The sequence below is a fragment of the Pseudomonas sp. 8AS genome (genome assembly GCF_902506505.1).
Taxonomy (GTDB): Bacteria; Pseudomonadota; Gammaproteobacteria; order Pseudomonadales; family Pseudomonadaceae; genus Aquipseudomonas.
The window spans coordinates 3134140-3160649 of record NZ_LR733406.1 but is presented as its reverse complement, the minus strand read 5'-3'; the positions used below and the strand labels follow the sequence as shown (position 1 = coordinate 3160649).

The window sequence follows — 26510 nt, the reverse complement described above, 5'->3', positions numbered from 1 at the left end:
AGGCCCGCCTTTTTTCTGCCCGCTGCCAAGCGGATTGCTGGCAAGGAGCAATAAAAATGATCGGACTCTGGAACGCCTACAGCCAGGACTTCCTGCTCTGGCTGTGCATCGCCACCACCCTGGTTTTCGCCCTGCCGATCTTCTGCGTGCCGCTGCTGTGGGCGCGGCTGATGGGCTGGAAGATTCCGGGGGAAACCAACCTGGCCATCTACTTCGGGCGCTGCCTCGGCGCCTTCATTCTGATCGTGGAAGCGCTGATGCTGCGTGCGGCGCTGACGGGAGAAGCCATGAACGTCGTCTTCGAAATGCTCGCGGCGGTTGCCGTGCTGATGATCGCCGTGCACCTCTACGGCGCCATCCGGCGCATCCAGCCGCTCAGTGAAACCCTGGAAATCGGCTTCTACAGCGGCATGCTGGCCCTGGTGCTGCTGTGCTGGCCAGTGGTGGTGCACGTGTAGGGTGCGCCGCGCGCACCGCAGGCCCGTGTGTGGTTACTTGGTGCGCACGGCGCACCCTACGGCCTTGTGGCCGGTGCTGATGCCTATGTGAGGGACTCGGCTGCGTGGGGTGCGCCGCGCGCACCGCAGGCCCGCGCGTGGTTACCTGGTGCGCACGGCGCACCTACGGGCCGTGCCGGCCGGCTTCGCTACTTTCGGACTAGTCCCTTCGCTACCCAAGTAGCATGGGGCTGGGCCGGGCAGCTTCCTAGAATGACCCCATAGCGACTATGTGTATGGGGTTGGCCTGATGCGGCATGAGCAAACCGAAGGGGTGGTCACCGCCGTGTCGCACGCCCGCGAGGCGGAGCAGGTGGCGCAGGAGCTGGCGCGCCAGCTGCTGCACCCGCACCTGGGCTTCGTGCTGTTCTTCTGCTCCGCCGAGTACGACCTGGAGGCCCTCGGCCCGGCCCTGCAGGCCTATTTCGGCGGCCTCAGCGTGGTCGGCTGCACCACGGCCGGCGAGATCACCAGCGAGGGCTACAGCCAGGGTTGCGTCAGTGCCATCGGCTTCGACCACCGCAGCTTCTCCATCGCCAGCGCACTGATCGATGAGATGGACCGCTTCAACCTGATCGACGCCCAGCAACTGGTCGAGCGCCTGGTGCGCGACTGCCGCGGCAACGCCCTGGCGCCGATCACCGACCACAGCTTCGCCCTGACCCTGCTCGACGGCCTGTCCAGCCGCGAGGAAGTGGTACTGGCCGCGCTCAGTGCGGCGCTGGGCAGCATCCCGCACTTCGGCGGCTCGGCCGGCGACGACAACCACCTGACCCGCACCCACGTTTATTACGACGGCCAGTTCCACAGCGGCGCGGCGGTGGTGGTGCTGGTCAACACCTGGCTGGATTTCGAGGTGTTCACCAGCCACCACATCGAGCCGCGGGCGGAAAAACTGGTGGTCACCCGCGCCGATTCCGAGTCGCGCCGGGTGCTGGAACTCAACGCCGCGCCGGCCGCCGAGGAATACGCGCGGCTGATCGGCGTGCCGCTGGCCGAGCTGGACATGCGCACCTTCGCCGCCCACCCGCTGGCCGTGCGGATCAAGGAGCAGTACTACATCCGCTCGATCCAGCAGGTGAACGCCGACGGCAGCCTGACCTTCTACTGCGCGGTGGAGAACGGCATCGTCCTCACCGCGATGACGCCGGGGCCGCTGCTGCCCAACCTGCAGCGCCAGTTCCAGCGCCTGCGCGGACGCCTCGGCGCGCCACTGCTGACCATCGGCTGCGACTGCGTACTGCGCCGCCTGGAACTGTCCGGCGGCAGCGAGATGCCGGCAGTCTCCGAATTCCTGCGCGAGCAGCGGGTGATCGGTTTCAACACCTACGGGGAACAGTTCAATGGCATGCACATCAACCAGACCTTCACCGGGGTCGCCATCGGACGCCCCGACCCTAGCCAGGACTGACCTGGAAGTCCGGGTGGCCGAGCTGGAGGCGCAGAACGCGCGCCTGCGCACGATCAACGCGGCGCTGATCGAGCGGGTCGAGTCCGGCCACTCGCTGCGCTCCGACGGCTATGCCGCCTTCCAGCACTCGGTGGTGCTGGCCGAGCAGGTGCGCGAGCGCACCGATGCGCTGAACCAGGCGCTGACCGAACTGACCTCCAGCAACCGCCTGCTCAGCGACGCGCGGCTGCGCGCGGAAACCGCCCACCAGCACCTGATCGATGCCATCGAGAGCATCTCCGACGCCTTCGTGCTGTTCGACAAGGACCAGCGCATCGTCCTGTTCAACAGCCGCTTCAAGGAGTTCTGGTCGCGCACGCGGGCGCGCATCGGCGCCGGCATGCGCCTGGCGGAAATCAAGCGCCTGGCGGGCAGCACCGGGCTGATAGTCGAGGAACAGCGCGGCCGCGGCGACGGCCACACCCTGTACCGCCTGATGAACGGGCGCTGGGTGCAGGTCAGCGAACGGCCGACCCGCGAGGGCGGGCTGGTGATCCTCTACACCGACATCACCGAGCTCAAGCAGAGCGAGACCCAGCGCCGCGAACAGGCCCTGGCGCAGAAGTCGCGGCTGCTGCAGCGCGCCGTCGACAACCTGTCCCAGGGCGTGGCCATGGTCAACGCCGAGGGCATCCTGGAGCTGTGGAACCACCGCTTCCTGGAGCTCTGCGGCCTGGCGCCGATCGAGGCGCACCGGCCGTTCGCCGAGATCATGGGCGAGAGCGAGCTGCAGCTGCTCACCCCGGACAGCCGCGACGCCGCCGGCGCGCCGCTGCACGAATGCGAGCAGCGCCTGTTCGACGGCCGCATGCTGGAAGTGCGCACCCATCCGCTGCCCACCGGCGGCTTCGTCAATACCTTCACCGACATCACCGAGCGCTTCCGCCAGGCCCAGGCGCTGAGCGAGAGCGAGCGCTGGATCCGCCTGATCACCGACCACGTGCCGGCGCTGATCGCCTACCTGAATGCCGACCTGGTCTACGAGTTCACCAACAAGGTCTACGAGGAGTGGTACCACTGGCCGCACGCCGGCATGCTCGGCCAGAGCCTGCGCGACATCCACAGCGCGGAGCACTGGCGGCAGCTGGCGCCCTACGTGGAGCGCGCGCTGTCTGGCGAGAGCGTGACCTTCGAGATGGCCGAGACCAACTTCGCCGGCCAGCAGCGCTACATGCTGCGCTCCTACGTGCCCAATCGCCTGGCCAGCGGCGAGGTGGTCGGCATCTTCGTGCTGATCCGCGACATCACCGAGCGCCGGCGCACCGCCGAGGCGCTGCACCAGGCCTACCAGAACCTCGAACTGCGCGTGCGCGAGCGCACCGCCGAACTGACCAGCCTCAACCGCCAGCTGGTCGGCGAAATCGACGAGCGCAGCCGGGTCGAGTCACGCCTGCGCGAGGCCAAGCAGGAGGCCGAACAGGCCAACCTGTCGAAGACCAAGTTCCTCGCCGCGGTCAGCCACGACCTGCTGCAACCACTGAACGCCGCGCGCCTGTTCACCAGCGCGCTGCTCGAACAGCGCCACGCCGAGGCCAGCCACGGCCTGATCCGCAACGTCAGCAACTCGCTGCAGGATGTGGAGAACCTGCTCGGCACCCTGGTCGATATCTCCAAGCTGGACGCCGGGGTGATCAAGCCGGACATCAGCAGCTTCGCCGTCGGCGACCTGCTGGAAAACCTCGCCGCCGAATTCCGCCAGCTGGCCGCCAGCGAAGGTTTGACCCTGCAGTTCGTGCCCAGCTCGGCCTGCGTGCGCAGCGACATTCAGCTGCTCGCAAGGATCCTGCGTAACCTGCTGACCAACGCCATCCGCTACACGGCCAAGGGGCGCATCCTGCTGGGCTGCCGGCGGCGCGGGCAGAGCCTGTCGATCGAGGTGTGGGACACCGGCGTGGGCATTGCCGAGGACAAACTGCAGGAAGTGTTCCAGGAGTTCAAACGCGGCGAGGGCCAGCGCCACCAGGACCGCGGCCTGGGCCTGGGCCTGGCGATCGTCGACAAGATCGTGCGCATGCTCGGCCACCGGGTGCGGGTCAGCTCGCGCCTGGGGCATGGCTCGCTGTTCGCCATCGAAGTGCCGTTGACCCGCCGGGTCAGCGTCCTGCAGCAGAAACCGGAAGCCCTGCCGATGGCGGTCGAATGCCTGCGCGGGGCACGTATCTGGGTGCTGGATAACGATGCGGCGATCTGCGCCGGCATGCGCACCCTGCTCGAAGGCTGGGGCTGCCGGGTGGTCACCGCACTATCGGAAGACGACCTGGCGCGTCAGGTCGACAACTACCATGCCGGCGCCGACATCCTGATCGCCGACTACCACCTCGACGACGGCCGCGACGGCGTGCAGGCCATCACCGAAATCAACGCCCGCCGCGGCGAACCGCTGCCGGCGCTGATGCTCACCGCCAACTACAGCAACGAACTCAAGCAGACCCTGCGCGAACTGGGGCATACCCTGCTGCACAAGCCGGTCAAGCCGATGAAGCTGAAGACGGCCTTGAGTCATTTGTTGTTGCAGCGGCGCTAGGGCCTGTTTACTCGGCGATGATTGCCTTGCGCTTGCGCATGTATTCCTCGTAGCTGAGGTCGCTGTCGTTCATCAGCTGCTGCAGGCGCTCTTCCTTGCTGGCGGCGGAAGGGCTGTCCGAGCTTGTCGCAACTGTGGCGGCCTTGGCTGGAGCACCATTGGGGAAGAGTTTTTCCACCAGTTCGGTGATCTTGTTCTCGGCATCGATGAACTTGTCTGGACGCCCGCCACCCCACTTGGCGTCGTAGTTGGCATGGCCGACCTGGCGGCCGTCCTGGTAGACCTTGATGTCGGCATAGACCATGTACAGCGCCAGGTCCCAGGCCCAGTTGCCGACGTAGGTGGTGGCCAGCGAGCAGCTGGACGGGCTGGCGCTGGAGCTGAGTTTGCGCACGCTGAACCCCTTATCCACCAGCAGCTTGCTGTAGGTAGTGTGGAAACCGTCGCGCAATCCCTCTGCCGGGATCATGCAGATTTCATTGCTAGGCGGCGGCGCGATGCTGGCCGGGGTGACGGTCTGTTTGATGCTGCAGCCCGTGAGCAGGGCGAGGGACATTAAGGCAACGGCGATACGCATTGTCAGCTCCATGCTGGTACTTCTTCGATCCGAACAAAGGCAATGGCACGGCTTTGGCTCGGGCAGGTGCCCTGTCTTGGGGGCAAGACTTATCGCACGGGGCATCCGGCGGGTCTGACAGAGCCGCCTGTGCGCAGGCCGGGAAAGCATAATGCCAGCATCCCGGCCTGGCCAGTTGCTCAGCTTTTCTGGGCCTTGACCAACAGGATCAAGGCAATCCCGCCGAGCACCGCCACCGATGCGATCATCAAGCGCAGGCTGAGCTGTTCACCGAGCAGCAGGCTGCCGGCGACCGCGGCGATGATCGGTACGCTGAGCTGCACGCTGGCCGCCTGCAGGGCGCGCAGGTGGGGCAGGGCGGCGTACCAGATGGCGTAGCCGATGCCCGAGGCGAGGGCGCCGGATAGCACCGCATAGAGGGCGCCGAGGTTGTCCCAGTGCAATTGCTGGCGGTACAGCAGTGCCAGCGGCAGCAGCGCCGGCAGGCTGCGCAGGAAGTTGCCGGCGGTCGCCGCCAGCGGGTCGCGGTTGCCGCGCCCGAGCAGCGAGTAGAAGGCCCAGGCAATGCCGGCCAGCAGCATCAGCAAGGCGGCGTGCAGCGGCGGGGCGCTGGCGCCGGGCAGCAGCAACAGCAGCAGACCGCCGACGGCGCTGGCCAGGCCGAGGCCCTGCAGCGGCCGCAGGCGTTCGCCGCGCAACCAGCCGTAGCCGAGCATGCTGGCCTGCACCGCGCCGAACAGCAGCAGCGCGCCGCTGCCGGCATCCAGCTCGAGGTAGGCGAAGGAGAAGCCGGCGGCGTAGCCGAACAGCGCCAGCGCCGAGCGCCAGTCACCCTGCAGGCGGCCCCGGCCGCGCAGCAGCACCAGCAGGCACAGCACCAACGCGCCGGAACCCAGGCGCAGGGCGGTGAAGCTGCTGGCATCGATGCCGCTGTCGCGCAGGGCGGCGCGGCACAGCAGCGAGTTGCCGGCGAAGGCCAGCATGGCCAGCGCCGTGAGCAGGGCGACGCGCAGCATCAGCGGCGCAGGTAGGCGGCGAAGTCGATGTCACCGGCGCTGAGGATGGCCTGCACCCGGTTGTGTACGTTGAGCTTGCGCAGGATTGCCGAGACGTGGGCCTTGACCGTGGTTTCGGCGATGTCGAGGTTGTAGGCGATCTGCTTGTTCGACTCGCCCTTGGTCATCCGTTCCAGCACCAGCAGCTGCTTGCGGGTCAGCGCCTGCAGCAGTTCCGGCGGGATGCTCGGCTCGCTGTGGGCGCGGCGGGTGCTGCTCTTCTGCGTGCGGATGATGTCCGAGGGCAGGTAGACGTTGCCGTTGAGGATCTGCTCGATGGCGTCGGTCATCTGCGCGCGCGGCGAGGACTTGGTGATGAAGCCGACCGCGCCGTAGGTGATGGCCTGCAGCACGATCTGCTTGTCCTGCTCGGCCGAGACGATCACCACCGGGATGGTCGGCGCCTCGTTGCGCAGGTTGATCAGGCCGCCCAGGCCGTGCATGCCGGGCATGTTCAGGTCGAGCAGGATCAGGTCGAGGTCGTCGTGCACCTGGGTCAGTTCCAGGGCGCTGTCGAGGTCGGCGGTTTCCATGATCTCGCTATCCGGGAAGCCATCGCGGATGACGTTGTGGATGGCTTCGCGGAACAGCGGGTGGTCATCCGCAATCAGGATCTTGTACATGGCCTTTAGCCCTCTTTTTATAGGGTGAAGCAGTCGCAAGGTGCAGTCGGCAGAACGCTGGCAGTGGTTTCAGGGCAGTGGCGCGGGCTCGGCGGGTTGCAGCGGCAAGCTGGCCTGTTGCCAGGCGTCGATACCGTCACGGTACCAGTAGAGTGGTTTATAGCCCAGTGCGTGGGCGCGTTTGACCGCGTTCCACGACAGCCAGCAGTCGGATTTGCAGTAGAACACCAGGGCGCGCCCCGGGTGCTGCCGGTCGAGGCGCGCCAGGTGCTGCTCGAAGTAGTTCTGCCACAGCGGCGCCAGCTGGCCGTCGCCGGTGTTGGCCAGCCACAGGCTGCCGGGCAGGTTGGCGTGCGGCGGCTGGTCGGCGATGAAGCGCTGGTTCAGCCACTGCGCGCGGAACACGTCGACCAGCGCGGTCTGCGGCTGCTCGCGCAGCAGGCGCTGCAGGGCGGCGGTGTCGAGGGTGGTGGCGCCCTCGGCGTGTGCGGGCGTGGGGCTGCGGTACTGCGTCTGGCGGTAGCCGTCGGCAGTGAACAGCGTCGGTTCGGCCGCCGCGGCGAGGCCGGGCAGCAGGCAAAGGACAAGCACCAGGTGGTGCATGGAGCGGGTGATCGACTTCCGCATGGCTGGCTCCCGGGTCGATTTTATTAAGCCATTAGAGCCATACGGGCCGGTGTCTGGGAATGCTACGTTGGACAGGAAAACCGCTACCAAAGTACTGGTTTGCTGCGGGCGGGCTTGGTTGAGTCGTGTTTAGCGCATGCGCGCCACGGCTCAGGGCGCCTCGCTCAGGCGCACGGGAATCCGCCGCTGCCCGAACGAGCCGGCGTACTGGCCGAAGCGCCCGGCGATGGCGGTGTGGCAGTGCGGGCAGTGCCCGGATTCGGTCACCTGGTAGTCGAGGATGCGGTACCAGTCGCGCACGATCAGCGGCTTGGCGCAGCCCGGGCAGAAGGTGGTGCCGCCGGCGGTGTCGTGCACGTTGCCGGTGTAGGCGTAGTGCAGGCCCTGGTCGCAGGCGATCTGCCGCGCCCGGCTGAGGGTCCCCGGCGGCGTCGGCGGAATGTCGCGCAGCTTGAAGTCGGGGTGGAAGGCGGTGAAATGCAGCGGCACGTCCGGCCCCAGTTCGCGGTAGATCCAGCGGCACAGCGCCTCGATCTCGGCAGTCGAGTCGTTGTGGCCGGGGATCAGCAGGGTGGTGATCTCGGTCCACACCTCGGTTTCGTGGCGCAGGTAGACCAGGGTGTCCAGCACCGGCTGCAGGTGCGCGCCGGTGAGCTTGAAGTAGAAATCCTCGGTGAAGGCCTTGAGGTCGACGTTGGCCGCATCCATCACTGCATAGAACTCGCGCCGCGCGTCGGCATGGATGTAGCCGGCGGTCACCGCCACCGGGTGGACGCCGTGCGCGCGGCAGGCCAGGGCCGTGTCGATGGCGTATTCGGCGAAGATCACCGGGTCGTTGTAGGTGAAGGCCGCGCTGGCGCAGCCCGCGCTCAGCGCGGCCAGGGCGATCTGCTCGGGGCTGGCCTGGTCCATCAGGCGGTCCATGTCGCGGGACTTGCTGATGTCCCAGTTCTGGCAGAACTTGCAGGCCAGGTTGCAGCCGGCCGTGCCGAAGGACAGCACCGAGGTGCCGGGGTGGAAGTGGTTGAGCGGCTTCTTTTCGATCGGGTCGATGCAGAAGCCGGAGGAGCGGCCGTAGGTGGTCAGCACCATCTGCTCGCCTTCGCGCATGCGCACGAAGCAGGCGCCGCGCTGGCCGTCGCGCAGCTTGCAGTCGCGCGGGCAGAGGTCGCACTGAATGCGGCCGTCGGCCAGCGGGTGCCACCAGCGCCCGGGGTAGTGTCTGGTCGGCTCACTCATGCTTGGCCTCCCGCCACTTGCTGACGCCGTAGCGCCCCAGGCGGATCTCCGCGTGCCAGAAGTCGGCGGGCAGGCCGGCCTTGCGCTTGAGCTGGGCGAGGAAGTCGGCTGGCGTGGGCAATTGCTCCCAGACCTGTGGCAGGAAGGTGCCACGGGCCTGGCGGAATTCCAGGAGCAGGCCGTCCCGGCCCGGGCGCAGGCATTCCAGCAGCTGCTGTTCGCTGTCGACGGCCAATTCCTCGATGGCCGAGAGCAGCGACACCTCGATGCGCGTGCTGTCCAGCTCGGCGCGTTGCAGCGCGGGGAAACGCCAGTCGCTGCTGGCTGCGGCCACGGCATTGGCGCGCACGTCGTCGATCAGCGGCCGGTGCGCCTCCAGGCTGCCGATGCAGCCGCGCAACTGGCCCTGCTGGGTCAGGGTGACGAAGGTGGCGCCCGGCTGGCGCAGCCAGGCGCGTTCGGCATGGCCATGGCCGGGGCCGCCCAGATGGCGGGAAATCGCATCGCGGGCCACCTGCAGCAGCGTCTCGCCGCGGGCATCTTCCGTCTTGGCCGGCGCCGTGGCGTAGAAGGCGATGGCCGCGTAGCCGACGACCCGCGACGTGTCGCCGGCGGTGTCCCCGGAGTTGCGCAGGTCGAGCAGTTCGGCGCGCAACCCGTGCCGAGCCGCGCAGCTGAGCAGGCCGTTGACCGGCGTGGCGCCGCAGGCCTGGGCGTGGTCCAGGCCCGGTTGCTCGGCGAGCATCTGGCGCACCGTGGCCTCGTCGGTCTGCCTGGCCTGGGCATAGGGCAGGTAGTGCGAGAGGTCGGAACTGATCAGGATCAGGGTCTCGTCACCACCCCACAGGCGCTCCAGCACCTCGGCCACCTCGGCGGTGCTGGCATCACCCACGGCCAGCGGCAGCAGCTGGAAGTCGCCCAGTGTCTCCTGCAGGAAGGGCAGCTGTACTTCCAGGGAGTGTTCCAGGGCATGGGCCGCGTCGCTGACACAGACCTGCGGCAGCCCGGCGAGGGCTGCCATGCCCGGAAGATCCAGCACGACCCGGCCCAGCGGGGTGGCGAAGGCCTGCGTCGAGGGCAGGGCCAGGCCGCGTACCGCCACCCGGTGCGTCGGCCCCAGCAGTACCACCCGGCGGATGCGCCCGGCCAGCGCCGGCAGGCGCGCATAGGCCTGGGCGGCCACCGGGCCGGAATAGGGGTAGCCGGCGTGCGGCACGATCAGCGCCTTGGGCGCTGGCGTGTCGCCGCTCGGCGCGGCGGCGGCCAGCAGGGCCTGTACCTCGCGGCGCAGTTGCTGCGGGGCAGACGGATAGAACAGGCCGGCGACGGCGGCTGGGCGGATACTGGGCATGGCGAAATCCTCTTCCTCAGGGCTTAGATAGGGCCGCGGGGGAGAAGTGCAAGGGCGTCTGGTTAAAATTTGACCAATGGCGCGAGCGGGACAAGCGCAGCGGCGCTTCCGTAGAATGGCGGCCTGACTGCCGGAGTTCCCCATGCGCATCCTTGCCGACGAAAACATTCCCCTGCTCGACGAGTTCTTCGGCGGGTTTGGCCCGATCAGCCGCCACCCCGGCCGCGGCATCGACCGCGGCGTACTCGGCGATGCCGAGGTGCTCCTGGTGCGCTCGGTGACCCGCGTCGATCGTGCCTTGCTGCAGGGCAGCCGGGTGCGTTTCGTCGGCACCTGCACCATCGGCACCGATCACCTCGACCTCGAGTACTTGCGCGAGGCCGGCATCGCCTGGTCCAGCGCCCCCGGCTGCAACGCTCGCGGCGTGGTCGACTATGTGCTGGGCTGCCTGCTGACGCTGACCGAGCAGAGCGGCAAGCCGCTGGCCGAGCGCTGCTATGGCGTGGTCGGCGCCGGCCAGGTCGGTGCGCGCCTGGTCGAGGTGCTGCGTGGCCTGGGCTGGGATGTGCGGGTCTGCGATCCGCCGCGGCAGGCGGCCGAGGGCGGCGATTTCGTCGACCTGGACAGCATCCTGCGAGACTGCGACGTGATCAGCCTGCACACCCCGCTGGATGCCGGCACCCGCCACCTGTTCGGTGCCGGCGAGCTGCAACGGCTGCGCGCCGGCAGCTGGCTGATCAACGCCAGCCGCGGCGCGGTAGTGGACAACCAGGCGCTGCGCCAGCATCTGCTAGGCGGCGCGGATCTGCAGGTGGCGCTGGATGTGTGGGAAGGCGAGCCGCAGGTCGACCCCGAACTGGCCGCGCTGTGCCGGATCGCCACCCCGCATATCGCCGGCTACAGCCTGGACGGCAAGCTGCGCGGCACCGCGCAGATCTACCAGGCCTACTGCGCCGCCAACGGCCTGGCCGAGCAGGTGCAGCTGGGCGATCTGCTGCCGCCGGCCTGGCTCGGCGAGTTGCGCCTGGATGCCGGCGCCGCGCCCGACTGGGCGCTGGCCACCCTGTGCCGGGCGGTGTACGACCCGCGCCGCGACGATGCGGATTTCCGTCGTTCGCTGGTCGGCGACGCAGCGCAGCGCAAGGCGGCCTTCGATGCCCTGCGCAAGCACTACCCCTATCGCCGCGAGATCGACGGGTTGCGGGTCGCCGTGCAGGGCGAGGCGCCGGCCCTGCAGCAACTGGTGGCGGCGCTGGGCGCCCGGCCGATTTGACGGGCAAGAAAAACCCGGGCGGATGGCCCGGGTGGGATGGCCCAGAGGGCAAGAGGGGGAAAGCTTCAGGCCTGTTTGCTGGCGAACCAGTTCTGCTCCAGTTCGCGGCAGGCGCGCTGGATCATGCCTTCGGTGATCGGTACTTCGCGGCCCTGGGCATCGATGAAGGCGCCGCCCACGGTCTGTTGCGGTTTCAGCGTGGCGACGCGCTGACGGTTGGCACTGCTGTCTTTCAAACTCATGGCGGGTCTCCTCTTCAGCTGAATGCGCGCAGTCTAGGGCGACTATGTGAAGGCGCGGTGACAGCCCGCGCGCCGGGAATGCGACGGCAGCGCGGGCGTAGCAGGCCCGGCGGGCTTGTCCGTCCCGGGTGCGTCGGCGCCGATGGTCCTCGCAGTGTCGAACAAACGCTGCGCTGCGCCCATTCGACTTTATAGGTAGTGATAGCAGGAGCCTGCATGAGCAGCACCTTTCACATCGGCTTGATCATCAACCCCCTGGCCGGCCTGGGGGGAACTGCCGCGCTCAAGGGCAGCGACGGGGTGGTCGCCGAGGCCCTGGCCCGCGGCGCCGAGCCACGCGCCGCCGAACGTACGCGGATTGCCATGGAATGCCTGCGGCCGGTGTCCGGGCGCCTGCAGTTCCTCTGCTTTCCCGGGCCGATGGGCGCCGATCTGCTGGCTGAACTGGGTTATGCCCATCGCGTGCTGGGCGATCTGGATGCCGGCCCGACCAGTGCCGCCGATACCCGACGTGCCGTGCAGGCCCTGCAGGATGCCGGTTGTGCGCTGATCCTGTTCGCCGGCGGCGACGGCACCGCCCGCGACATCTGCGCCACGGTGCGCGAGGAGCAGCCGGTGCTGGGCATCCCGGCCGGGGTGAAGATCCATTCCGGGGTCTACGCCATCAGCCCGCGCGCCGCCGGCGAACTGGCCCGGCGCCTGGTCGAGGGCGGCCTGGTGCGCCTGGCCAGCGGCGAAGTGCGCGATCTCGACGAAGCTGCGCTGCGCGACGGCAAGGTCAGCGCACGCTGGTACGGCGAGCTGAGGGTGCCGGTGGAAGGCAGCTTCATGCAGCACGTCAAGCAGGCCGGCGTGGAGTCCGAGGAACTGGTGCTGGTCGACCTGGCCGACTGGCTGCAGGAAAGCTGGGAGCAGGGTGTGCGCTACGTCTTCGGCCCCGGCTCGACCCTGCACGGCCTGGCGCAGAACCTCGGCCTGCAGACCACCCTGCTCGGCGTCGACGTGATCGAGAACGGCGCGGTGCTGGCCCGCGACGTGACCGAGGCGCAGTTGTTCGAGCTGGTCGACGGTCATCCTGCACGCCTGCTGGTCACCGCCATCGGCGGCCAGGGCCACATCATCGGCCGCGGCAACCAGCAGATCAGCCCGCGGGTGCTGCGCGCCATCGGCCTCGACCACCTGCGGGTGATCGCCACCAAGCGCAAGCTCGGCACCCTAGCGGGCCGCCCGCTGCTGGTGGACAGCGGCGATCCAGAGCTGGACGAGGCCTTTCCCGACGCGGTAAGAGTGTGGGCAGGCTACAAGGAAGAGCTGCTCTACCCCGTGGGCTGGGCGGACCAACGGCTACAGGAGGATTAAATGCGTCAGGGTTGCCCATGGCCTGAGCACTATCGGGCGTTGCGCCGCGCCGTTCTGGTCTGTCTGTGCCTGTGCCTGGCGCTGCCGGCCTGGGCGCAGCCGATCCAGGCGGAGCAGCTGGTCAGCGCGGCACGCCAGCAGGTCGGCGTGACCCTGGGCTACGACCCGGTCTATCGCCGCCTCGACTATCCCGGCGGCGATGTGCCGTTGAGCACCGGGGTATGCACCGATGTGCTGATCCGCGCCCTGCGCGCACAGGGCCTGGACCTGCAGCAGGCGGTGCACGAGGACATGCGCGCGCATTTCTCCACCTATCCGCAGAGCTGGGGGCTGAAGCGCCCGGACCGCAATATCGACCACCGCCGGGTGCCCAACCTGATGACCTGGCTGCGCCGCCAGGGCCTGGCCCGGCCGCCCAGCGAGGCGGCATCGGCCTACCAGGGCGGCGATGTGGTGACCTGGGACCTGGGCAACGGCCTGAGCCATATCGGCATCGTCTCCGACCGCCGCAGCGCCCAGGGCGTACCGCTGATCCTGCACAACATCGGCCGCGGCACCCGGGAAGAGGACATCCTGTTCGCCTTCAAGGTGACCGGGCATTACCGCTTTGCCCGACCGTAGTCCGCTGCGTGGGGCGCTCAGGCGCCTGTCGGCAGCAGCGCCGGCTGGGGGACGCGGGCGTAAGCCCGCGCACGCTGGTGTGCGTTGAGCAGCGGCAGGTTGAGCAGGGAGGCGGGGGCCAGCAGGATCAGCGCCGGCAGCATCAGCCACAGGGGCAGCCAGGCCGGGATCTCGCTGTCGGCTTTGCGCAGGCTGAAGTACAGGGCATGCCCGGCCAGCAGCAGGACGTTGCACAGCTCAATGCCGAGCAGCCAGGCGGTTCCCATTTCCAGCAGGCGTGACAGCACCAGCACCTGAATGAGGGCGTAGAAAATCAGGCAGATAGCGCCTGCCGAGTAGTCCGGCGGCTGGATCAGCCCGTGGGTGGCGAGCGTCTGGATGATGAACGCCTGCTGCTCCTCGGTGAAGCTCTGCGGGTCGACGCGGACACGCTTGTCTTCCTGGCAGAAGAACTCCCGGCTGTCGATGAACAGCAGCAGCTTGTTGGCCTGGCCGGGCGCGCAGGGCTGGTTGTTGTCGGCCCAGCGGGGCTCTACTTCGAGGCCGTGGCATTGCAGGTCGGCAATGATGGCGCCGAGTTTGCGGCTGTCGAAGGCATCCGTTTTGAATCGATACATCCCTGTATTCCCTGTGTGTTGATTGAGTCCATGCGGCGGCGATTGTAGTCACTGGGTACGAACCCGACGCTGAACGGCTTCGCGCTTCACTAGGCAAATCCTTGCGGATGTCAGAGGATGGGCCGGCGCACACTCGTGAAAGGATGCCGCCATTGTCTACCGCGCTGTCGCTTCCACCCCATATCCAGCCCGCCGAGCGGGTGGTGCTGTTCGACGGCGTCTGCACGTTGTGCAACGGCTGGGCGAAGTTCCTCATTCGCCATGACCGCGAGCGGCGCTTTCGCCTGTGTTCGGTGCAGTCGGCCGAAGGCCAGGCGATCCTGCGCTGGTTCGGCCTGCCAACCGAACATTTCGACACCATGGCCTACGTCGAGGGCGCCGAGCTGTTTGTCCGCTCCACGGCGCTGCTGCGCATCCTCGCCCAGTTGCCCGCACCCTGGGGCCTGCTGGCCGGGTTGCGCCTGATCCCACGGCCGTTGCGCGACTGGGGTTACGACCGCATCGCGCTGAACCGCTATCGCCTGTTCGGGCGCTACGACAGCTGCCTGCTGCCGTCGGCTGACCACGCGCGGCGCTTCTTGCATGATTGAGCCGCGCCTGCAGCAGATCGCCCTGCTGGCCCGCGTGGCGCTGGCGCTGATGTTCGTCTGGCACGGCCTGGTGCCGAAGATTCTCTGGCTCAGCCCCGACGAGGTGGCGATGATCCAGGCCCACGGCTTCGGCGCGATCGAGGCGATCGCGCAGCTGGCCGGGCTGGGCGAGATCGCCCTGGGCCTGTTGCTGGTGTTGCAGCGCCGGCGGCGCTGGCCGTTGCTGCTGGTGGCCGCGGTATTGCTCGGGCTGCTGCTTGATGTGGCGTGGTTCAGCCCCCATCTGTTGTTGCAGGCCTTCAATCCGCTGTCGACCAATGTGGCGGGGCTGGCGCTGTGCCTGCTGGCCTGGTTGGCGGAGAAACCGTTGCCCGGGTCGCCTCAACCCCACTGATTGCGGGCCGCTGGCCTGTCTGCGAGAACCGCATGCCGTTCCTGTCCACCCGCCAGCGTACCGCCCTGCGCATGGCCGCCCGCTTCGTCGCGCCTTATCGCTGGCGGGTGATCGGCGCCTTGCTGGCGCTGATGTTCACCGCCGCCATCACCCTGTCCATGGGCCAGGGCATCCGCCTGCTGGTCGACCAGGGCCTGGCGACCCAGTCGCAGCACGCGCTGAACCAGTCGATAGGGCTGTTCTTCGCCCTGGTGCTGGCCCTGGCGGTCGGCACCTTCACCCGGTTCTACCTGGTGTCGTGGATCGGCGAGCGCTTCGTCGCCGATATCCGCAAGCGCGTGTTCAACCACCTGATCGGCCTGCATCCGGGCTTCTACGAGAGCAACCGCGCCTCGGAAATCCAGTCGCGGCTGACCGCCGACACCACCCTGCTGCAGACGGTGATCGGCTCGTCGCTGTCGATGGCGTTGCGCAATATCATCATGATGCTCGGCGGCATCGTCCTGCTGTTCGTCACCAACCCCAAGCTCAGCGCCATCGTCATAGTCGCGCTGCCGCTGGTGGTGGCGCCGATCCTGATCTTCGGCCGGCGGGTGCGTGCGCTGTCACGGCAGACCCAGGACCGGGTGGCCGATGTCGGCAGCTATGTCGGCGAGACCCTCGGCCAGATCAAGACGGTGCAGGCCTACAACCACCAGGCCCAGGACAAGACCCGCTTCGCCCAGACGGTGGAGGCGGCGTTCGATACGGCGCGCAAGCGCATCCGGCAGCGCGCCTGGTTGATCACCGTGGTCATCGTGCTGGTGCTCGGCGCGGTCGGGGTGATGCTCTGGGTCGGCGGCATGGACGTGATCGCCGGGAAGATTTCCGGCGGCGACCTGGCCGCCTTCGTGTTCTACAGCCTGATCGTCGGCATGGCCTTCGGCGCGGTCAGCGAGGTGATCGGCGAGCTGCAGAGCGCCGCCGGCGCCGCCGAGCGCATCGCCGAGCTGCTGCAGACGGACAACGCCATCACCGCGCCGGTCGAGGGCCTGCAACGCCTGCCGGCACGCATCAGCGGTGCCGTGGAGCTGCAGGCGCTGCGTTTCGCCTACCCGTCGCGGCCGGGGCACTTCGCCGTGGATGGCATCAGCTTGCAGGTGCGTGCTGGCGAGACCCTGGCCCTGGTCGGGCCGTCGGGGGCCGGCAAGTCGACCCTGTTCGACCTGCTGCTGCGCTTCTTCGACCCGCAGGAAGGCAGGATTATGGTCGAGGGGGTGGCCATCGACCGCCTCGATCCGGCCGACCTGCGCCGCTGCTTCGCCCTGGTCTCGCAGAACCCGGCGCTGTTCTATGGCACGGTGGAAGACAACCTGCGCTACGGCAAGCCCGAGGCCAGCCAGGCCGAGGTCGAGGCGGCGGCGCGCGCGGCGCATGCCCACGAATTCATCCAGCGCCTGCCGCAGGGTTACCAGACCCACCTGGGCGATGCCGGCCTGGGCCTGTCCGGCGGCCAGCGCCAGCGTCTGGCAATTGCCCGCGCGCTGCTGGTGGATGCGCCGATCCTGCTGCTGGACGAGGCCACCAGTGCCCTCGATGCGGAAAGCGAACATCTGATCCAGCAGGCACTGCCGACCCTGATGCAGGGCCGCACCACCCTGGTGATCGCCCACCGCCTGGCCACGGTGAAGAACGCCGACCGCATCGCGGTGATCGAGCACGGCCAACTGGTGGCCATCGGCAGCCACAGCGAACTGGTGGCCAGCAGCCCGCTGTACGCACGGCTGGCCGAGCTGCAATTCAATAGCGACGGCAATGACGCGGACTGAATAAGGCGTAGGGCGGACGGCCATGCGGTACGTACGCTGCCGGCGAGCTGGCCGGCATGTGTGCGGGTGAAGCGGGCAGGCCCGGTGCGGAGCTCAGGGTTCCAGTCGCTGTGAGCGCACCTTGGGCTTGATGGTCGCCGCCGCGCCAGCCGAGGCGAGGATGATGGCGCCGATGGCCAGCCACTGCTGCGCGGCCAGGCGCTCGCCGAGGAACAGCAGCCCGGAGAGGGCGGCAATCGCTGGCTCCATGCTCATCAGCGTGCTGAAGGTGCGCGCCGGCAGGCGGGTCAGGGCGATCATCTCCAGCGAGTAGGGCAGTGCCGACGACAGCACGGCGACGGCCAGCGCCACCGGCAGCAGGTCGAGGGAGAACAGCGCCCCTCCCGCGCTGTACAGGCCCACCGGGGTCACCAGCAGCGCCGCGACCAGAGTACCCAGCGCCACGGTGTGCGCGCCGTGTGCGGCACCGGCCTGCTGCCCGAAGATGATGTACAGCGCCCAGCACAGCCCGGCCGCCAAGGCCAGGGCCATGCCCAGCGGATCGAGCGGGGCGGCTGACTGCTGGGTCGGCAGCAGCAGCCAGATACCGAATACCGCCAGGGCGATCCATACGAAGTCGAGCAGCCGGCGCGAGGACAGCAGCGCCAGGCCCAGGGGGCCGGTGAACTCCAGGGCCACGGCGATACCCAGCGGAATGGTCTTGATCGACATGTAGAACAGCAGGTTCATGCCGCCCAGGGCCAGGCCGTAGCCCAGCAGCGAACGGCAGGAGGCCAGGCTCAGGCGCGCCCGCCAGGGGCGCATGATCAGGGCCAGGATGATGGCGGCGAAGCACAGGCGCAGCGCGGTGGTGCCTTCGGCGCCCACCAGCGGGAACAGGCTCTTGGCCAGGGAGGCGCCGCCCTGGATGGAGGTCATCGCCACCAGCAGCAGGGCAATGGGCAGGACGATCAGGCTGAACGGGTTGGCGCGAGGCATGGCGGGGTCCGCAGGGTCGGGGATAGACAGGCGCTTAAATGAAAAAACCGGCCATCAGGGCCGGTTTCTCTGCCGCCGCGGCGCTTAGCGATATTCGCAGAGGTAGGCGGTGTCGACGGCGACCTTGAGCTGGAACTTGCTGTTGCCCGGCACGGTGAACTGGCTGCCGGCGGCGAAGGTTTCCCAGTTGTCGCTGCCCGGCAGCTTGACGGTCAGGGCGCCGGCGACCACGTGCATGATCTCCAGCTGGCTGGTGCCGAATTCGTATTCGCCGGGAGCCATGACGCCGACAGTGGCCGGGCCTTCGCTCATGGCGAAGCCGATGGATTTGACGGTGCCGTCGAAGTACTCGTTGACCTTGAACATGCGGGGTTCCTCGAAGGGGTGAAAAAAGGCCCGCCAGTATGCCGAAGGCGGGCGAGGGCGTCATCCGCTTTGCGGCCCCCGGCAGCGCTTTAGGCTGTTTGCGCCATGGCCGGCGCGAGCGTGGCGGTGCCCGGATTCGTAGTGTCGGGTGGTCCGCGCGCTCTAGTGGGCGAAGATCAGCGGCAGCAGGCGCGCGGTATTGCGGGCGTCTTCCAGGGCGCGGTGCTGCTGGCCCTGGAAGCTCAGGCCGGCCAGCTGCAACGCGGTGTGCAGGCCGACCGCGCGCTTGAGTTGGCGGGCTTCGGCAAAGCGCTGCTTGAGGTTGACGTGGGCGAGCCGCTCCAGGCTGCTCTGCAGGCCGTGGCGTTGCCATTCCAGCACGAACTGGCGGCGGTCGTAGTCGCCCCAGCTGCCCCAGCCGGCCAGCTTGTCCCGGTAGGGGGCCAGCCAGCGTTCGAACTGCGGCCAGATTGCCCCGAGCGGCGCGGCGCCGTCGACCTGGGCCTGGCTGATATGTGTCAGCTCGCGGCAGAAGCTGGTCAGGCAGGGGCGGCGCTGCGGGCGGACGAAACGCTGGAAGTGATCCAGCTCGCGGCCGTCGGCGGCGACCAGAGTGGCGCCGATTTCGATGATTTCCATGTCTTCCACTGGCCAGCCACCTTCTTCGGTGGTGGCTTCCAGATCGATTACCAACCAATGCGGCATAGGCCCTCCGTTGCGTCCGGCCAGTATGGGAGTTCCCCGCCGTTTGGGCAAAGCCAAGCGCCTGGGACGGGCATCCGTACAGTTTTTCCGTCTCGCTGTGCTGGCCGAGCCCCCCGGGTGGCAGGCTATGCTTGAGCCCATTCAGTGCGGAGGTGAAGCATGGCAAAGGTGGCGTTTATCGGGCTGGGCGTGATGGGCTTTCCCATGGCCGGGCATCTGGCGCGGGCAGGGCATGAGGTCTGCGTGTACAACCGCTCGCCGGCCAAGGCCGCGCTGTGGCTTGCCGAGTTCGCCGGCCAGTCGGCACCGACCCCGCGCGAGGCGGCGCAGGGCGCCGAGTTCGTGATGAGCTGCGTGGGCAACGACGATGACCTGCGCAGCGTGCTGCTTGGGCCCGATGGCGCCTTCGCCGGCATGGCGCCGGGCAGCGTGCTGGTCGATCACACCACGGCTTCGGCGGGGGTCGCCCGCGAGCTGGCGGTGCTGGCGGCCGAGCGCGAGCTGGGCTTTCTCGATGCGCCGGTCTCCGGTGGCCAGGCCGGCGCGCAGAACGGCACCCTGACGGTGATGGTCGGTGGCGAGGCGGTGTTCTACGAGCGGGCGGCGCCGGTGATCGACAGCTACGCCAGGATGGTCAAGCTGATGGGCCCGATCGGTAGCGGCCAGCTGACCAAGATGGTCAACCAGATCTGCATAGGTGGCCTGGTCCAGGGGCTGGCCGAGGCCCTGCATTTCGCCCAGTGCGCGGGGCTCGACGGGCATGCGGCGATGGAGGTGATCAGCAAGGGCGCCGCGCAGTCCTGGCAGCTGGAGAACCGCCACCAGAGCATGCTGGCCGGCCAGTTCGACTTCGGCTTCGCCGTCGACTGGATGCGCAAGGACCTGGCGATCCTGCTGGACGAGGCGCGGCGCAACGGCGCACAACTGCCGGTGACCGCCCTGGTCGACCAGTTCTACGCCGATGTCCAGGCCATGGGCGGCGGGCGCTGGGACACTTCCAGCCTGCTGGCGCGGCTCAAGCAGGCCCCCAGGGGCTGATCAGGAGCGGAAGATGAAGTAAACCGCGCCGAGCAGGCACAGGCCGGCCCACAGGTAGTCGAGCTTCAGCGGTTGCTGCATGTACAGCACGCTGAACGGCACGAACACGGCCAGGGTGATGACTTCCTGCATGATCTTCAGCTGGCCGACCGACAGCTCGGTGTAGCCGAGGCGGTTGGCCGGTACCATGATCAGGTACTCGAACAGGGCGATGCCCCAGCAGATCAGGGCGGCGATGTACCAGGGCTTGCTGCCCAGCGATTTCAGGTGGCCATACCAGGCGAAGGTCATGAAGATGTTCGACAGGGTCAGCATCGCGGCGGTCTGCAGCCAGATGGGCATGGATGGGGCTCCGGAAAACGAGGGGCCAGCCTAGCCAGCCGCTTGCGCGGTCGCAAGCGGCTGGCGGCCTGCTGTGTTTTTCGAGCGCCGGGGATAAAATCGAGCCACTGTCGTGTTGATCCGTCCGTTGTGGGTTTATTGTCATGAAATGCCGTGCTGGCTGCGGTGCCTGCTGTATCGCCCCCTCCATCAGTTCGCCGATTCCCGGCATGCCGCAAGGCAAGGCGGCCGGCGAGCGCTGTATCCATCTGACGCTCGACCACCTGTGCGCCATCTTCGCCCAGCCGGATCGGCCGGCGGTGTGCGGCGCCTTTGCCGCCGACCCGGCGGTGTGCGGCGCGAGTCGGGAGGAGGCCATTCGCCTGCTCGGCTGGTGGGAGCAGGCCACCGCCTCGTGATTCTTCGCTGGTCGGTGTCTTTGCCGGCCGGCTTGTCTGTACTAAGGAGCAATGATGCTTGGATTGACCCGTGTGGCTGCAGTGTGTGGCCTGGCTGTGCTGGCGCAGGCTGGCGTGGCGCAGGCCGAGGACTGGCAGCTGGCCAAGGAGGCGGACGGTATCCGCATCTACCTGAGCGCGGTCGAGGGCTCCCGGTACAAGGCCTATCGCGGGGTGACCACCATCAAGAGCGATGTCGCCACCTTGCGCGGTCTGCAGGAGGATGTGCAGGGTTCCTGCCCGTGGATCCATGCCTGTGCCGAGCAGAGCCTGCTCAAGCACCAGGGCCGGGAGAGCTGGGTCTATACCCGATTCGACATGCCCTGGCCGGTAACCGCGCGGGACTCGATCCTGCATGTGGTCACGGAAGAGGGCGCCGATGGCAGCCTGACGCGCAAGCTCGAAGGCCTACCGCAGTATCTGCCGGTGGCCAAGGACTATGTGCGGGTGGACAGCCTGCAGGGCTTCTGGCGCTTCGTGCCGAAGGGCGCCGGCGAGGTCGAGGTGACCTATCAGGTGCATACCGAGCCTGGCGGCAGCGTGCCTTCCTGGCTGGCCAACAGCTTCGTGGTGGATGCGCCGTTCAATACTCTGAGCGGCCTGCGCAGCCTGGCGGAAAAGCGCTGAGTCAATCAGTCCGGAAATAAAAAAGGCTGCCCGAGGCAGCCTTTTTCGAGCGCAACTGTTACTTGCGTTCGTCCAGGGCGACGAAGTCGCGCTGCGGGTAGCCGGTGTACAGCTGGCGCGGACGGCCAATCTTGTACGGGCTGGAGAGCATTTCCTTCCAGTGCGAGATCCAGCCGACGGTACGCGCCAGGGCGAAGATCACGGTGAACATGCTGGTCGGAATGCCGATCGCCTTGAGGATGATCCCCGAGTAGAAGTCGACGTTCGGGTACAGGTTGCGTTCCTTGAAGTACGGATCGGTCAGGGCGATCTCTTCCAGGCGCATGGCCAGTTCCAGTTGCGGGTCGTTCTTGATGCCCAGTTCGGCCAGAACTTCGTCGCAGGTCTTCTTCATCACGGTGGCGCGCGGGTCGCGGTTCTTGTAGACGCGGTGACCGAAGCCCATCAGCTTGAACGGATCGTTCTTGTCCTTGGCCTTGGCGATGAACTTGTCGATGTTCTCGACGCTGCCGATCTCGTCCAGCATGCTCAGCACGGCTTCGTTGGCGCCGCCGTGGGCCGGGCCCCAGAGTGCGGCGATACCGGCGGCGATGCAGGCGAACGGGTTGGCACCCGAGGAGCCGGCCAGACGCACGGTGGAGGTGGAGGCGTTCTGCTCATGGTCGGCGTGCAGGACGAAGATGCGGTCCATCGCCTTGGCCAGTACCGGGCTGATCGGTTTGATCTCGCACGGGGTGTTGAACATCATGTGCAGGAAGTTTTCCGCGTAGTTCAGGTCGTTACGCGGGTACATCATCGGCTGGCCCATGGAGTACTTGTAGGCCATGGCGGCGATGGTCGGCATCTTGGCGACCAGACGCATGGCCGAGACTTCACGGTGGTGCTGGTCGTTGATGTCCAGGGAGTCGTGGTAGAAGGCGGAGAGGGCGCCGACTACGCCGCACATGATGGCCATTGGGTGGGCATCGCGGCGGAAGCCGTTGAGGAAGCTCTTCAGCTGCTCGTGAACCATGGTGTGGTTCTTGATGGTGCTGACGAACTTGGCCTTTTCCTCTGCGGTCGGCAGTTCGCCGTTCAGCAGCAGGTAGCAGGTTTCCAGGTAGTCGGACTTCTCGGCCAGTTGCTCGATGGGGTAGCCACGATGCAGCAGGATGCCGGCGTCGCCGTCGATGTAGGTGATCTTCGACTCGCAAGAGGCGGTCGACATAAAGCCAGGATCAAATGTGAAGCGACCCGTGGCGGTTAAGCCCCGTACGTCAACTACATCGGGACCAACGGTGCCGGTCAGAACGGGCAGCTCTACGGGGGCATTGCCCTCGATGATCAACTGCGCTTTTTTGTCAGCCATGTGCGGCCTCCTGTTTATGCTTGAAATCATCAGACAGCCCCCCACGCAGGGCCCGCAACACTATAGAGACATAAATTCGAATGTCAATTTGCCCTAAGCCAGATGGCAGACGGCTTCCAGCCGTGTTTTGAGTGCGTGGAAGTGCTGCTAATACGTCATTTATTAAGGCTGCGCAATCCGCTTTTAGCGAGGGTCTTTGCGTTGTCATTAGTTGCCTAACTGTCTATACTCTGCGACCGGCCGTCAGGGGCTTTAGGGCCTGCGTTTTGGCGGCTGGCACTCCCTTGGTGAGGGGTACCTGACCAGTGCACTTCCCGACAACTTGCCCTGTTTGTTAGGGGCCTCTAGTGTGAAAAAAGCCGTGAATAGCCAACGACCTGTAAACCTAGATCTCAGGACCATCAAACTCCCGATCACCGCTTATACGTCCATTCTGCACCGCATTTCCGGTGTCATCCTCTTCGTCGGCCTTGCCGTGCTGCTGTATGCGCTCGACAAGTCGCTGGCCTCCGAGGAAGGCTTTGCAGAAGTCAAGGCGTGTCTGACCAGTCCGCTGGCCAAGCTGATCGTCTGGGGCTTGCTGTCCGCTCTGCTGTATCACCTGGTGGCCGGTGTACGCCATCTGATCATGGACATGGGTGTCGGCGAGTCGCTGGAAGGCGGCAAGCTGGGCTCCAAAATCGTCATCGTCGTCTCCGTGGTGGTGATCCTGCTGGCAGGGGTGTGGATATGGTAACCAATGTAACGAACTTCTCCCGTTCGGGCCTCTATGACTGGATGGCTCAGCGTGTGTCCGCGGTCGTGCTCGCGGCTTACTTCCTCTTTCTGATCGGCTTCCTCGTGGTGAATCCGGGTCTTGGCTATGCCGAATGGCACGGCCTGTTTTCCCACACTGCGATGCGCATCTTCAGCTTGCTGGCCCTGGTGGCCCTCGGCGCACACGCCTGGGTCGGCATGTGGACCATTTCCACCGACTACCTGACGCCGATGGCGCTGGGCCGGTGGGCGACTGTCGTGCGTTTCCTCTTCCAGGCGTTCTGCGGCATTGCCATGTTCGCGTTCTTCGTCTGGGGCGTGCAGATTCTCTGGGGTGTCTGATCAATGGCTATTCGTACTCTTTCTTATGACGCCATCATCGTTGGTGGTGGCGGCGCCGGCATGCGTGCCGCACTGCAGTTGGCCCAGGGCGGCCACAAGACTGCCGTAGTAACCAAGGTCTTCCCGACCCGTTCGCACACCGTTTCCGCCCAGGGCGGCATCACCTGTGCCATCGCGTCCAACGACCCGAACGACGATTGGCGCTGGCACATGTACGACACCGTCAAGGGCTCCGACTACATCGGTGACCAGGACGCGATCGAATACATGTGTTCCGTCGGTCCGGAGGCCGTGTTCGAGCTCGAGCACATGGGCCTGCCGTTCTCCCGTACCGAGCAGGGCCGCATCTATCAGCGTCCGTTCGGTGGCCAGTCCAAGGACTTCGGCAAGGGTGGCCAGGCTGCTCGTACCTGCGCCGCGGCCGACCGTACCGGTCATGCCCTGCTGCACACCCTGTACCAGGCCAACCTGAAGGCCGGCACCTCGTTCCTCAATGAGTGGTATGCGGTCGACCTGGTGAAGAACCAGGATGGCGCCGTGGTCGGCATCATCGCCATCTGCATCGAGACCGGCGAAACCGTCTACATCCGCTCCAAGGCCGTGGTTCTGGCCACCGGCGGCGCCGGTCGTATCTACTCCTCGACCACCAACGCCCTGATCAACACCGGTGACGGCGTGGGCATGGCCCTGCGTGCCGGCGTACCGGTGCAGGATATCGAGATGTGGCAGTTCCACCCGACTGGCATCGCCGGCGCCGGTGTACTGGTCACCGAAGGCTGCCGCGGTGAAGGTGGCTACCTGATCAATGCCCACGGCGAGCGCTTCATGGAGCGTTACGCGCCGAACGCCAAGGACCTGGCCGGCCGCGACGTGGTCGCCCGCTCCATGGTCAAGGAAGTGATCGCCGGCAACGGCTGTGGCCCGGACAAGGATCACGTGCTGCTGAAGCTCGATCACCTCGGCGAAGACGTGCTGCACAGCCGTCTGCCGGGCATCTGCGAACTGTCCAAGACCTTTGCTCATGTCGATCCGGTTGTTGCGCCGGTTCCGGTGATTCCGACCTGCCACTACATGATGGGCGGCGTGGCCACCAACATCCATGGCCAGGCCATCACCCAGGACGCCAACGGCAACGACAAGATCATCGACGGTCTGTTCGCCGTGGGTGAAGTGGCTTGCGTATCGGTACACGGTGCCAACCGTCTGGGCGGCAACTCGCTGCTCGACCTGGTGGTGTTCGGTCGTGCCGCCGGCCTGCACCTGGAAAAAGCGCTGAAAGAAGGCGTGGAAGTCCGTGGCGCCAGCGAAACCGACATCGAGCAGTCGCTCAAGCGTCTGTCCGGCGTCAACGAGCGCAGCAGCGGCGAAGACGTGGCCCCGCTGCGTAAGGAGCTGCAGGCCTGCATGCAGAACTACTTCGGTGTATTCCGTACCGGCGAATACATGAAGAAGGGCATTGCCCAGCTGGCCGACCTGCGTGAGCGCATCGCGACCGTCAAGATCGCGGACAAGAGCCAGGCATTTAACACTGCGCGTATCGAAGCACTGGAACTGCAAAACCTTCTCGAAGTGGCCGAGGCTACTGCGATTGCTGCGGACACTCGTACTGAGTCCCGTGGTGCGCATGCCCGCGAAGACTTCGAAGATCGCGATGACACCAACTGGCTGTGCCACTCCCTGTACTTCCCAGGCGAGAAACGTGTGGCCAAGCGGGCTGTCAACTTCGCGCCGAAGACCGTTCCGGCGTTTGAACCCAAGATCCGTACTTACTAAGGGTGGCCGATATGTCGTTAGCCAAAACTTTGCAAGTCAGCGTTTATCGCTACAACCCGGAGAAAGACGCCGCACCGTTCATGCAGGAATTCACCGTCGAAATCGACGGCAAGGACCTGATGGTGCTGGACGTGCTGGCCCTGATCAAGGAACAGGACGAGGGCTTCTCCTACCGTCGCTCGTGCCGCGAAGGCGTGTGCGGTTCCGACGGCATGAACATCAGCGGCAAGAACGGCCTGGCCTGCATCACCCCGATCTCCACCGTGGTGAAGAACAACAAGCTGGTGATCCGTCCGCTGCCAGGTTTGCCGGTCATTCGTGACCTGGTGGTCGATATGAGCATCTTCTACAAGCAATACGAGAAGGTGCAGCCTTTCCTGCAGAACGACACGCCTGCCCCGGCGATCGAGCGTCTGCAGTCGCCGGAAGAGCGCGAGAAACTGGACGGTCTGTACGAGTGCATCCTGTGCGCGTGCTGCTCCACCAGCTGCCCGTCCTTCTGGTGGAACCCGGACAAGTTCCTCGGTCCCGCTGCACTGCTGCAGGCCTACCGTTTCCTGGCCGACAGCCGTGACACCAAGACTGCAGAGCGTCTGGCCTCGCTGGACGATCCGTTCAGCGTGTTCCGTTGCCGCGGCATCATGAACTGCGTGAACGTTTGCCCGAAAGGTCTCAACCCGACCAAGGCAATCGGCCACGTACGCAACATGCTGCTGCAAAGCGCTACCTGATTCAGCTTTACCCGTGACACCTGCGGCGCCGGAGTAACTCCGGCGCCGCAGTAAACCAGAACCGCCAGCTCACAAAGCCACGGTTCTTACTTGAAAAGAAATTGACGACCAGCAGGGGCATCCGGGCTGGTGCCCGGACTATCTGCGGGATCCGTAGTGGCTTACCCGTCGCTGCTTCAGGACTGCAAGTCACAACTACGGCCTCCACGCCGGTGGTGTC

General features: G+C 66.6%; 29 protein-coding genes. 16 read left to right on the top strand and 13 right to left on the bottom strand.

Annotated elements, in window-relative coordinates:
• Positions 1–56: 56 nt before the first annotated feature.
• From GV001_RS14720 to nahK, 3 genes are all read left to right on the top strand, one after another.
• A complete protein-coding gene (locus tag GV001_RS14720; RefSeq protein ID WP_160081118.1) occupies positions 57–458 on the top strand; it encodes a hypothetical protein in 402 nt (133 codons plus the stop codon).
• A 289-nt stretch (positions 459–747) separates the two neighbouring features.
• Complete coding sequence (gene nosP / locus GV001_RS14715; RefSeq protein ID WP_160081116.1) at positions 748–1908, top strand: nitric oxide-sensing protein NosP; 1161 nt, start codon at positions 748–750, stop codon at positions 1906–1908.
• Positions 1841–4471 (top strand): hybrid sensor histidine kinase/response regulator NahK/ErcS', encoded by a 2631-nt coding sequence (gene nahK, locus GV001_RS14710; protein ID WP_160081114.1) that lies wholly within the window; start codon positions 1841–1843, stop codon positions 4469–4471. The genes nosP and nahK overlap by 68 nt, the downstream gene beginning before the upstream one ends.
• 7 nt (positions 4472–4478) lie before the next feature.
• Here nahK and GV001_RS14705 read toward each other — a convergent pair whose 3' ends face one another.
• The 6 genes from GV001_RS14705 to amrB all read right to left on the bottom strand — a co-directional run bounded on the left by GV001_RS14705 (position 4479) and on the right by amrB (position 9943).
• Positions 4479–5048, bottom strand: a complete 570-nt coding sequence (locus GV001_RS14705) for an Sbal_3080 family lipoprotein (RefSeq protein ID WP_160081112.1) — start codon at positions 5046–5048, stop codon at positions 4479–4481.
• Between the two features lie 179 nt (positions 5049–5227).
• On the bottom strand, positions 5228–6064 hold the full coding sequence (locus tag GV001_RS14700; protein WP_160081110.1) for a DMT family transporter: 837 nt from the start codon (positions 6062–6064) through the stop codon (positions 5228–5230).
• Positions 6064–6726: a response regulator transcription factor gene (locus GV001_RS14695; RefSeq protein ID WP_160081108.1), complete on the bottom strand. Its 663-nt coding sequence runs from the start codon at positions 6724–6726 to the stop codon at positions 6064–6066. The genes GV001_RS14700 and GV001_RS14695 overlap by 1 nt, the downstream gene beginning before the upstream one ends.
• A 69-nt stretch (positions 6727–6795) precedes the next feature.
• Complete coding sequence (locus tag GV001_RS14690; RefSeq protein WP_160081106.1) at positions 6796–7353, bottom strand: PQQ-dependent catabolism-associated CXXCW motif protein; 558 nt, start codon at positions 7351–7353, stop codon at positions 6796–6798.
• Positions 7354–7503: 150 nt separating this feature from the next.
• Entirely contained in the window at positions 7504–8592 is a 1089-nt protein-coding gene (gene amrS, locus GV001_RS14685) for an AmmeMemoRadiSam system radical SAM enzyme (protein ID WP_160081104.1), read from the bottom strand.
• A complete protein-coding gene (gene amrB / locus GV001_RS14680; RefSeq protein WP_160081102.1) occupies positions 8585–9943 on the bottom strand; it encodes an AmmeMemoRadiSam system protein B in 1359 nt (452 codons plus the stop codon). Before amrB ends, amrS begins: the two co-directional genes overlap by 8 nt.
• 142 nt (positions 9944–10085) lie before the next feature.
• On the opposite strand from amrB, the gene pdxB reads away from it, so the two are divergent.
• Positions 10086–11216 (top strand): 4-phosphoerythronate dehydrogenase PdxB, encoded by a 1131-nt coding sequence (gene pdxB, locus GV001_RS14675; RefSeq protein WP_160081100.1) that lies wholly within the window; start codon positions 10086–10088, stop codon positions 11214–11216.
• Between the two features lie 65 nt (positions 11217–11281).
• Here pdxB and GV001_RS20025 read toward each other — a convergent pair whose 3' ends face one another.
• A complete protein-coding gene (locus tag GV001_RS20025) occupies positions 11282–11458 on the bottom strand; it encodes a PA1571 family protein (protein ID WP_178091829.1) in 177 nt (58 codons plus the stop codon).
• A 216-nt stretch (positions 11459–11674) separates the two neighbouring features.
• Here GV001_RS20025 and GV001_RS14670 point away from each other — a divergent pair, with 216 nt between their 5' ends.
• Together GV001_RS14670 and GV001_RS14665 are read left to right on the top strand one after the other, a co-directional pair.
• Positions 11675–12817: an ATP-NAD kinase family protein gene (locus tag GV001_RS14670; RefSeq protein ID WP_160081098.1), complete on the top strand. Its 1143-nt coding sequence runs from the start codon at positions 11675–11677 to the stop codon at positions 12815–12817.
• Positions 12818–13438 carry a DUF1287 domain-containing protein gene (locus tag GV001_RS14665; RefSeq protein ID WP_160081096.1) on the top strand — a complete coding sequence of 207 codons (621 nt, stop codon included), beginning with the start codon at positions 12818–12820 and terminating at the stop codon, positions 13436–13438.
• A gap of 17 nt (positions 13439–13455) precedes the next feature.
• Here the strand turns inward: GV001_RS14665 and GV001_RS14660 are convergent, their stop codons facing one another.
• Positions 13456–14055 (bottom strand): hypothetical protein, encoded by a 600-nt coding sequence (locus GV001_RS14660; RefSeq protein WP_160081094.1) that lies wholly within the window; start codon positions 14053–14055, stop codon positions 13456–13458.
• A 143-nt stretch (positions 14056–14198) separates the two neighbouring features.
• Here GV001_RS14660 and GV001_RS14655 point away from each other — a divergent pair, with 143 nt between their 5' ends.
• From GV001_RS14655 to GV001_RS14645, 3 genes are read left to right on the top strand one after another with little or no spacing between them, the layout of a single operon-like run.
• Positions 14199–14645 (top strand): thiol-disulfide oxidoreductase DCC family protein, encoded by a 447-nt coding sequence (locus tag GV001_RS14655; RefSeq protein ID WP_160081092.1) that lies wholly within the window; start codon positions 14199–14201, stop codon positions 14643–14645.
• Positions 14638–15039, top strand: a complete 402-nt coding sequence (locus GV001_RS14650; RefSeq protein WP_160081090.1) for a DoxX-like family protein — start codon at positions 14638–14640, stop codon at positions 15037–15039. The genes GV001_RS14655 and GV001_RS14650 overlap by 8 nt, the downstream gene beginning before the upstream one ends.
• A gap of 32 nt (positions 15040–15071) precedes the next feature.
• Complete coding sequence (locus GV001_RS14645) at positions 15072–16847, top strand: ABC transporter transmembrane domain-containing protein (RefSeq protein WP_160081088.1); 1776 nt, start codon at positions 15072–15074, stop codon at positions 16845–16847.
• A 93-nt stretch (positions 16848–16940) separates the two neighbouring features.
• On the opposite strand, the gene rhtA is transcribed toward GV001_RS14645, so the two are convergent.
• From rhtA to GV001_RS14630, 3 genes are all read right to left on the bottom strand, one after another.
• A complete protein-coding gene (gene rhtA, locus GV001_RS14640) occupies positions 16941–17825 on the bottom strand; it encodes a threonine/homoserine exporter RhtA (protein WP_160081086.1) in 885 nt (294 codons plus the stop codon).
• An 84-nt stretch (positions 17826–17909) separates the two neighbouring features.
• Positions 17910–18191, bottom strand: a complete 282-nt coding sequence (locus tag GV001_RS14635; protein ID WP_160081084.1) for a pyrimidine/purine nucleoside phosphorylase — start codon at positions 18189–18191, stop codon at positions 17910–17912.
• A 162-nt stretch (positions 18192–18353) separates the two neighbouring features.
• Positions 18354–18896 carry an exonuclease domain-containing protein gene (locus tag GV001_RS14630; RefSeq protein WP_160081082.1) on the bottom strand — a complete coding sequence of 181 codons (543 nt, stop codon included), beginning with the start codon at positions 18894–18896 and terminating at the stop codon, positions 18354–18356.
• 159 nt (positions 18897–19055) lie between these two features.
• Here GV001_RS14630 and GV001_RS14625 point away from each other — a divergent pair, with 159 nt between their 5' ends.
• A complete protein-coding gene (locus GV001_RS14625; protein ID WP_160081080.1) occupies positions 19056–19934 on the top strand; it encodes an NAD(P)-dependent oxidoreductase in 879 nt (292 codons plus the stop codon).
• Here GV001_RS14625 and GV001_RS14620 read toward each other — a convergent pair whose 3' ends face one another.
• Positions 19935–20276: a DMT family protein gene (locus tag GV001_RS14620; protein WP_160081078.1), complete on the bottom strand. Its 342-nt coding sequence runs from the start codon at positions 20274–20276 to the stop codon at positions 19935–19937.
• Positions 20277–20419: 143 nt separating this feature from the next.
• Between GV001_RS14620 and GV001_RS14615 the strand changes: the two genes are divergently transcribed.
• Positions 20420–20674, top strand: a complete 255-nt coding sequence (locus GV001_RS14615) for a YkgJ family cysteine cluster protein (protein WP_160081076.1) — start codon at positions 20420–20422, stop codon at positions 20672–20674.
• 54 nt (positions 20675–20728) lie between these two features.
• On the top strand, positions 20729–21340 hold the full coding sequence (locus GV001_RS14610) for an START domain-containing protein (protein WP_160081074.1): 612 nt from the start codon (positions 20729–20731) through the stop codon (positions 21338–21340).
• Between the two features lie 58 nt (positions 21341–21398).
• Here the strand turns inward: GV001_RS14610 and gltA are convergent, their stop codons facing one another.
• Positions 21399–22688, bottom strand: coding sequence for a citrate synthase (gene gltA / locus GV001_RS14605; RefSeq protein ID WP_160081072.1), 1290 nt, complete (start codon positions 22686–22688; stop codon positions 21399–21401).
• 349 nt (positions 22689–23037) lie between these two features.
• Between gltA and sdhC the strand changes: the two genes are divergently transcribed.
• The 4 genes from sdhC to GV001_RS14585 are packed head-to-tail and all read left to right on the top strand — an operon-like array spanning position 23038 to position 26290.
• Entirely contained in the window at positions 23038–23424 is a 387-nt protein-coding gene (gene sdhC, locus GV001_RS14600) for a succinate dehydrogenase, cytochrome b556 subunit (RefSeq protein ID WP_178091828.1), read from the top strand.
• Positions 23418–23786 carry a succinate dehydrogenase, hydrophobic membrane anchor protein gene (sdhD, locus tag GV001_RS14595; protein WP_160081070.1) on the top strand — a complete coding sequence of 123 codons (369 nt, stop codon included), beginning with the start codon at positions 23418–23420 and terminating at the stop codon, positions 23784–23786. The genes sdhC and sdhD overlap by 7 nt, the downstream gene beginning before the upstream one ends.
• 3 nt (positions 23787–23789) lie before the next feature.
• On the top strand, positions 23790–25559 hold the full coding sequence (sdhA, locus tag GV001_RS14590) for a succinate dehydrogenase flavoprotein subunit (RefSeq protein WP_160081068.1): 1770 nt from the start codon (positions 23790–23792) through the stop codon (positions 25557–25559).
• Positions 25560–25570: 11 nt separating this feature from the next.
• The gene (locus GV001_RS14585; RefSeq protein WP_160081066.1) at positions 25571–26290 is read left to right on the top strand and encodes a succinate dehydrogenase iron-sulfur subunit; all 720 of its coding nucleotides are present in this window, start codon (positions 25571–25573) and stop codon (positions 26288–26290) included.
• Positions 26291–26510: the final 220 nt, after the last annotated feature.

Excerpts from the sequence above, each read along its gene's own strand:
- GV001_RS14615 (WP_160081076.1), top strand. The coding sequence starts at position 20,420 with ATGAAATGCCGTGCTGGCTGCGGTGCCTGCTGTATCGCCCCCTCCATC.
- GV001_RS14620 (WP_160081078.1), bottom strand. The coding sequence starts at position 20,276 with ATGCCCATCTGGCTGCAGACCGCCGCGATGCTGACCCTGTCGAACATC.
- amrB (WP_160081102.1), bottom strand. The coding sequence starts at position 9,943 with ATGCCCAGTATCCGCCCAGCCGCCGTCGCCGGCCTGTTCTATCCGTCT.
- GV001_RS20025 (WP_178091829.1), bottom strand. The coding sequence starts at position 11,458 with ATGAGTTTGAAAGACAGCAGTGCCAACCGTCAGCGCGTCGCCACGCTG.
- sdhD (WP_160081070.1), top strand. The coding sequence starts at position 23,418 with ATGGTAACCAATGTAACGAACTTCTCCCGTTCGGGCCTCTATGACTGG.
- rhtA (WP_160081086.1), bottom strand. The coding sequence starts at position 17,825 with ATGCCTCGCGCCAACCCGTTCAGCCTGATCGTCCTGCCCATTGCCCTG.
- sdhA (WP_160081068.1), top strand. The coding sequence starts at position 23,790 with ATGGCTATTCGTACTCTTTCTTATGACGCCATCATCGTTGGTGGTGGC.
- gltA (WP_160081072.1), bottom strand. The coding sequence starts at position 22,688 with ATGGCTGACAAAAAAGCGCAGTTGATCATCGAGGGCAATGCCCCCGTA.
- GV001_RS14690 (WP_160081106.1), bottom strand. The coding sequence starts at position 7,353 with ATGCGGAAGTCGATCACCCGCTCCATGCACCACCTGGTGCTTGTCCTT.
- GV001_RS14670 (WP_160081098.1), top strand. The coding sequence starts at position 11,675 with ATGAGCAGCACCTTTCACATCGGCTTGATCATCAACCCCCTGGCCGGC.
- GV001_RS14650 (WP_160081090.1), top strand. The coding sequence starts at position 14,638 with ATGATTGAGCCGCGCCTGCAGCAGATCGCCCTGCTGGCCCGCGTGGCG.
- GV001_RS14655 (WP_160081092.1), top strand. The coding sequence starts at position 14,199 with ATGCCGCCATTGTCTACCGCGCTGTCGCTTCCACCCCATATCCAGCCC.
- GV001_RS14660 (WP_160081094.1), bottom strand. The coding sequence starts at position 14,055 with ATGTATCGATTCAAAACGGATGCCTTCGACAGCCGCAAACTCGGCGCC.
- GV001_RS14635 (WP_160081084.1), bottom strand. The coding sequence starts at position 18,191 with ATGTTCAAGGTCAACGAGTACTTCGACGGCACCGTCAAATCCATCGGC.
- GV001_RS14695 (WP_160081108.1), bottom strand. The coding sequence starts at position 6,726 with ATGTACAAGATCCTGATTGCGGATGACCACCCGCTGTTCCGCGAAGCC.
- GV001_RS14700 (WP_160081110.1), bottom strand. The coding sequence starts at position 6,064 with ATGCTGCGCGTCGCCCTGCTCACGGCGCTGGCCATGCTGGCCTTCGCC.
- nahK (WP_160081114.1), top strand. The coding sequence starts at position 1,841 with ATGGCATGCACATCAACCAGACCTTCACCGGGGTCGCCATCGGACGCC.
- GV001_RS14705 (WP_160081112.1), bottom strand. The coding sequence starts at position 5,048 with ATGCGTATCGCCGTTGCCTTAATGTCCCTCGCCCTGCTCACGGGCTGC.
- pdxB (WP_160081100.1), top strand. The coding sequence starts at position 10,086 with ATGCGCATCCTTGCCGACGAAAACATTCCCCTGCTCGACGAGTTCTTC.
- GV001_RS14585 (WP_160081066.1), top strand. The coding sequence starts at position 25,571 with ATGTCGTTAGCCAAAACTTTGCAAGTCAGCGTTTATCGCTACAACCCG.
- GV001_RS14630 (WP_160081082.1), bottom strand. The coding sequence starts at position 18,896 with ATGCCGCATTGGTTGGTAATCGATCTGGAAGCCACCACCGAAGAAGGT.
- GV001_RS14665 (WP_160081096.1), top strand. The coding sequence starts at position 12,818 with ATGCGTCAGGGTTGCCCATGGCCTGAGCACTATCGGGCGTTGCGCCGC.
- GV001_RS14625 (WP_160081080.1), top strand. The coding sequence starts at position 19,056 with ATGGCAAAGGTGGCGTTTATCGGGCTGGGCGTGATGGGCTTTCCCATG.
- GV001_RS14610 (WP_160081074.1), top strand. The coding sequence starts at position 20,729 with ATGCTTGGATTGACCCGTGTGGCTGCAGTGTGTGGCCTGGCTGTGCTG.
- nosP (WP_160081116.1), top strand. The coding sequence starts at position 748 with ATGCGGCATGAGCAAACCGAAGGGGTGGTCACCGCCGTGTCGCACGCC.
- GV001_RS14720 (WP_160081118.1), top strand. The coding sequence starts at position 57 with ATGATCGGACTCTGGAACGCCTACAGCCAGGACTTCCTGCTCTGGCTG.
- amrS (WP_160081104.1), bottom strand. The coding sequence starts at position 8,592 with ATGAGTGAGCCGACCAGACACTACCCCGGGCGCTGGTGGCACCCGCTG.
- GV001_RS14645 (WP_160081088.1), top strand. The coding sequence starts at position 15,072 with ATGCCGTTCCTGTCCACCCGCCAGCGTACCGCCCTGCGCATGGCCGCC.